This is a genomic window from Aeromonas sp. HMWF015, from assembly GCF_963878965.1.
Classification (GTDB): Bacteria; Pseudomonadota; Gammaproteobacteria; order Enterobacterales; family Aeromonadaceae; genus Aeromonas; species Aeromonas veronii.
The window spans coordinates 10,924-16,417 of sequence record NZ_CAWNZT010000364.1; the positions used below are offsets into that span (position 1 = coordinate 10,924).

At 62.7% G+C, this 5,494-nt stretch carries 3 protein-coding genes and 1 pseudogene; all 4 read left to right on the top strand.

Annotated elements, in window-relative coordinates; genetic code table 11:
• The first annotated feature begins 206 nt into the window (after nt 1–206).
• Nucleotides 207–1,900 (top strand): annotated as a pseudogene (locus AACS18_RS18555) (LytS/YhcK type 5TM receptor domain-containing protein).
• The gene (gene btsR, locus AACS18_RS18560) at nt 1,894–2,631 is read left to right on the top strand and encodes a two-component system response regulator BtsR (RefSeq protein ID WP_108612993.1); all 738 of its coding nucleotides are present in this window, start codon (nt 1,894–1,896) and stop codon (nt 2,629–2,631) included. Before AACS18_RS18555 ends, btsR begins: the two are co-directional and overlap by 7 nt.
• A 217-nt stretch (nt 2,632–2,848) precedes the next feature.
• Nucleotides 2,849–4,657: a carbon starvation CstA family protein gene (locus AACS18_RS18565; RefSeq protein WP_108612994.1), complete on the top strand. Its 1,809-nt coding sequence runs from the start codon at nt 2,849–2,851 to the stop codon at nt 4,655–4,657.
• A gap of 249 nt (nt 4,658–4,906) precedes the next feature.
• A partial coding sequence (pepE, locus tag AACS18_RS18570) for a dipeptidase PepE (protein ID WP_258228769.1) occupies nt 4,907–5,494 on the top strand: 588 nt, incomplete at its 3' end.

Consider the following 5,494-nt stretch of genomic DNA (forward strand, 5'->3'; position numbering starts at 1 on the left):
TTTTTGTTGCCGCAATATCGCCACGTCTGCCGCTGGCTCAAGCACCATGCTGAGTAACCAGACAGTTATCGCCCGTCACGGCGTCAGACGATTCGGCAAATCGTGCGCTACGCCACCATTCCGATAACCCTGCCTTGCAAGGGGGTATGGGGTTTGCTAATACTCCGCGTCCATTAAATGACCAACCATTACCGGGGCAACGAGCCGTGGCGTTTGAACAATTCACTCTGGTGATCTCGCTGTTCCAGCAGCTCTGCGTCTATCTGGTGATCGCCTGGCTGCTCTCCAAGACGCCGCTGTTCATGCCGCTGACTCAGGTGACCCTGAGTTGGCCCCACAAGATCCTCTGCTACCTCATCTTCTCCGGCTTCTGCGTGATGGGTACCTACTTTGGCCTGAGGGTCGAGGACTCCATCGCCAATACCCGCGCCATCGGCGCCGTGCTGGGGGGCATAGTCGGCGGCCCGGCCGTGGGACTGCTGGTGGGGCTCACCGGCGGCATCCATCGCTATTCGCTGGGGGGCTTCACCGCGCTGGCCTGCACCTTCTCCACTATCGCAGAGGGGCTGCTCGGCGGGCTGGTGCACCGCCACTTCGTCGCCCGCCACCGGCTCGATCTGCTGTTCAGCCCCTGGGTAGTGGGGTCGGTAGCGCTGGTCGCCGAGCTGATGCAGATGGGGATCATATTGCTGGTGGCCCGCCCTCTCGATGACGCCATCCACCTTATCGAGAACATCATCGCCCCCATGCTGGTGGCCAATACCCTGGGGGCCGCCATGTTCATGCGGATGATCCTCGATCACCGCGCCATGCTGGAGAAGTACTCGGTCGCCTTCTCTGCCCGCGCCCTCAAGATCGCCGAGCGGGCGATGCGGGTACTGGACAAGGGTTTCACCCAGGATGCATGCCAGCAGATGGCGCGCATTCTCTACGAGGAGACCGGGGTCGGTGCGGTGGCCATCACCGATCGGGAGAAGCTGCTCGCCTTTATCGGCATCGGCGAGGATCACCACCTGCCGGGCACCGCCATCAACTCCCGGCACACCTTCAAGGCGATCCAGCATAACGAGGTGGTCTATGCCAACGGCAACCTTATCCCCTACAGCTGCACCATCCACCCCGGCTGCAAGCTCGGCTCCTCGCTGGTCATTCCGCTGCGGGGGGAGAGGGCTCCGTGGTAGGCACCATCAAGCTCTACGAACCCAAGCGCAAGTTCTTCTCCTCCATCAACCGCACCCTGGGAGAGGGGATCGCCCGGCTGCTCTCCGGCCAGATCCTGGCGGGCAAATATAACGAGCAGAAGCGGCTGCTGGCCCAGTCGGAGATAAAGCTGTTGCAGGCGCAGATCAATCCGCACTTTCTGTTCAACGCCCTCAACACCCTGTCGGCGGTGATCCGGCGCGATCCCGAAAGCGCCCGCACCCTGGTGCACAACCTCTCCACCTTCTTTCGCAAGAACCTCAAGCGCCAAGGGGATGAGGTGACCCTGGCCGACGAGCTGGAGCATGTGAACGCCTACCTGCACATCGAGCAGGCCCGTTTCGCCGAACACCTGAGTGTGCAGATCCATATTCCCGAATCGCTGCTGGAGTACCGGCTGCCCACCTTCTCCCTGCAACCCATAGTCGAGAACGCGGTCAAGCACGGCATCTCCCAGATGTTCGAACCCGGCCTGCTGACCCTGACCGCCCGGGTTGAGGCCCAGCGGGTGGTGCTGGAGGTGTGCGACAACGCCGGGCTCTATCAGACGAAACAGGAGGGGAGCGGCCTTGGCATGCACATAGTGGATCGGCGCATCAAGGCCCGTTACGGCGCCGAGTACGGCGTCGCCATCGACTGCGTCCCCCATCAATCAACCCGGGTGAGGATCACCCTTCCCCTGCAGGAGAGCCCATGCTGACCGCCCTGATCGTTGACGATGAACCCCTCGCCCGCGAGGAGCTGCGCCTGCTGCTGGAGCAGGCGGGCAATATCCGCCTGCTGGGGGAGTGCGCCCACGCCATGGAGGCGCTGCCCGCCATCCATCGCCTCAAACCCGACCTGCTGTTTCTCGACATCCAGATGCCGCGCATCAACGGGCTGGAGCTGGTGAGCATGCTGGACCCGGACTTGCGCCCCCACATCGTCTTCATCACCGCCTACGACGAGTTTGCCCTGCGCGCGTTCGAGGAAAACGCCCTCGACTACCTGCTCAAACCGGTCACTGCAGAGCGAATGAACCGGGCGCTGGAGCGCATCAACCGGCTGCTTTCGCCAAAAGGTGAACTGGCGGGCCAACCGCTGCCGGATCCTTCCCGTATCGCCCAACCCCTGCGCAGCATCCCCTGCACCGGCCACAACCGCATTCTGCTGCTGCCCCTTGGCGAGGTGGAGTTCATCCACAGCGATCTCACCGGCAACCGGGTGATCAGCGGCCAGCAGCAGGGCACTACCGAGCTGACCCTGCGCACCTTGGAGGAGAAGACCGGCTTCGTGCGCTGTCACCGCCAGTACCTGCTCAACCCGGGCCAGATCCGCGAAATCCTGCTGCTGGAAGGCGGGCTGGCGGAGGTGGTGACTCAGGGCGGTCACAAGGTACCGGTGAGTCGCCGCTACCTCAAACCCCTCAAGGAGCTGCTCGATATTCCCTGATAGGGCGGGACACCTCACCCCGCTCCCGCCCTGCCAACGACCACTCACCCGTTTACCACAGCCGTCGGCACTCCCGCCAAACCACTCGGGGTCGCTTTTCTGCCACTCGCGGGCAGAACCCGGCCACTGACCTTTTCTTCGCTCCCCTTTCCCCACCGCATGAGTAGAGTGCAGCCTGAGCCCGGCCAGACTGGCCACAGGAAAAGGAAACTCCCCCATGCAACACGCAATTACTTTTGTCATTGCGGCCCTCTGCATCCTCGCCATTGCATATCGCCTCTACGGCGTGTTCTTTGTGCGCAAGGTGCTGCTGGCTGACGACAAGCAAGTCACCCCCTCCCACCAATTGGAAGATGGCAAAAACTACGTGCCGACCAACAAGTGGGTCAACTTCGGTCAGCACTTTGCCGCCATCGCCGCCGCCGGCCCGCTGGTCGGCCCGGTACTGGCTGCCCAGTACGGCTACCTGCCCAGCTTTCTCTGGCTGCTGATCGGCTGCGTCATCGGCGGCGCGGTGCACGACACCGTGGTGCTGTTCGCCTCCATGAAACATCAGGGCAAGTCGCTCTCCGAGGTGGCGAAGGCCGAGCTTGGCCCCATCGCCGGCTGGTGCACGGGGCTCGCGATGCTGTTCATCATCACCATCACCATGGCGGGTCTCTCCATGGTGGTGGTACACGCGCTGGAGCGTAACGCCTGGGGTGTGTTCGCGGTGTTCATGACCATCCCCATCTCCATGGTGGTGGGGATCTGGCACAAGCTGACCGGCAACCTGCAAGCCGCCTCCTGGGTCGGGTTTGCCGCCGTGCTGGCCTGCGTCTTCTTCGGCCCCTACGTGCAGGAGAGCGCCTTCGGTGCCTGGCTGACCCTGCGTGCCGAGACCATCAGTCTGGCGCTGCCCATCTACGCCTTCTTCGCCACCGCGTTGCCGGTCTGGCTGCTGCTCACCCCGCGCGGCTACATCTCCAGCTTTATGAAGATCGGTGTATTCGGCGCGCTGGTGATCGGCGTGATCTGCATCAACCCCGAGATCCAGTTCCCCGCCATGACCCAGTTTGTCCACGGCGGCGGCCCGGTACTGGGTGGTCCGGTCTGGCCCTTTATCTCCATCACCATCGCCTGTGGCGCCATCTCCGGCTTCCACGCTTTCATCGGCTCCGGCACCACCCCGAAACTGGTGGACAAGTGGAACGACATTCTGCCGGTCGCCTTCGGTGCCATGCTGGCCGAGTGCGTAGTGGGCGTGATGGCGCTGATCGCCGCCACCGCCCTGCACCCGGCTGACTACTTCGCCATCAACGCCACCCCGGAGGCCTTCGCCAAGCTGGGGATGCAGGTGGTGGATCTGCCCTTCCTCTCCCAGGAGATCGGCATGGATCTGAACGGTCGCACCGGCGGCGCAGTCACCCTGGCGGTGGGCATGTCCTACATCTTCACCAAGGTGCCCTGGTTCAGTAACCTCGCCTCCTACTTCTTCCAGTTCGTGGTGATGTTTGAAGCGGTGTTCATCCTGACCGCCGTCGACTCCGGCACCCGGGTCTCCCGCTACCTCATTCAGGACTTCTTCGGCGAGTTCTACCCGCCCCTCAAACGCATCGACTGGATGCCGGGCGCCATCGGCGCCAGCGTGCTCGCCTGCGTGATGTGGGGGTATCTGCTGATGTCCGGCGACATCGGCTCTGTGTGGGCGCTGTTCGGGGTCTCGAACCAGCTGATGGCCTCGGTGGGCCTCATCATAGGTGCCACCATCATCCTGCGACTGGCCAGCAAGCGCCGCTACATGCTGACCTGCCTCATTCCGCTGGCCTACCTGTTCGTCACCGTCAACTACGCCGGTTACTGGATGATGAGCAACGTCTACTTCAACGCCGCGGCCAAGGGTTACAACCCGATGAACGGCATCATCTCACTCATCATGCTGGTGCTGGGGATGCTGATCCTGCTCTCCGCCCTGCGCAAGTGGAGCGAGCTGTGGAAGCTGCGCCAGCAGCCCTCCTACAAGGTGGTGGAAGCGACCGCCTCCTGATGGGCGAGTTGCTTTAGCCCTGATATGACCCCGCTGCGGCGGGGTCTTTTTATTGGTGCTGGCTGGCGAGTTGACCACTGCTCATTAATCCACCGCTTGGCATTGAGTTATCCATCCATAGCCGTTGAATGGACCTCCCGATCACAGAACCGCCTCGCCAATGGTGGTAGCATGCCTCCTCTTGCCATCCGGCCGCACGGCGGATCCGGTGGCCCTTCCTCCTCCGCTTTCAATTTTGAGGACGTATTGATGGAACTGCTTCTGCTTAGCAATGGTAAAGCCAACGAATTTCCGGGTCTGCTCGGCTGGGCCCGTGACCGGGTGCAGAGCCTGCTGGCCCGCAAACCGGTCAAGCGCATTCTGCTGATCCCCTACGCGGTGATCCGCAGCGACTGGGATGCCCGCGCCAACGATCTCACCGAGAGCCTCGGGATCGAGACCATCAGCATTCACCACTTCGATGATCCGGTCGATGCCATCAATCAGGCCGACGCCATCTTTATCAGCGGTGGCAACACCTGGCGCCTGAATCAGCTGCTGCATGAAAATGGCCTGATCGTGCCGATCCAGCGTGCCGTACGCGAACGTGGCGTTCCCTATGTGGGCTGGAGCGCCGGTTGCAACGTGGCGACCCCGAGCATCCGCACCACCAACGACATGCCGGTCTGCAACGCCGCCGTACTGCCAGCGCTCGGCCTGTTCCCGCTGCAGATCAACCCGCACTATCTGGATGCCAGCATCAGCGGACACATGGGCGAAACCCGCGACGAGCGTCTGGCCGAATTCTGCGCCATCAACCAGAGCGAATACGTGGTGGCCCTGCGCGAAGCGAGCCTG

Bases quoted from the DNA above. Each gene is read 5' to 3' on its own strand.
- btsR (WP_108612993.1), top strand. From the start codon at position 1,894: ATGCTGACCGCCCTGATCGTTGACGATGAACCCCTCGCCCGCGAGGAG.
- AACS18_RS18565 (WP_108612994.1), top strand. From the start codon at position 2,849: ATGCAACACGCAATTACTTTTGTCATTGCGGCCCTCTGCATCCTCGCC.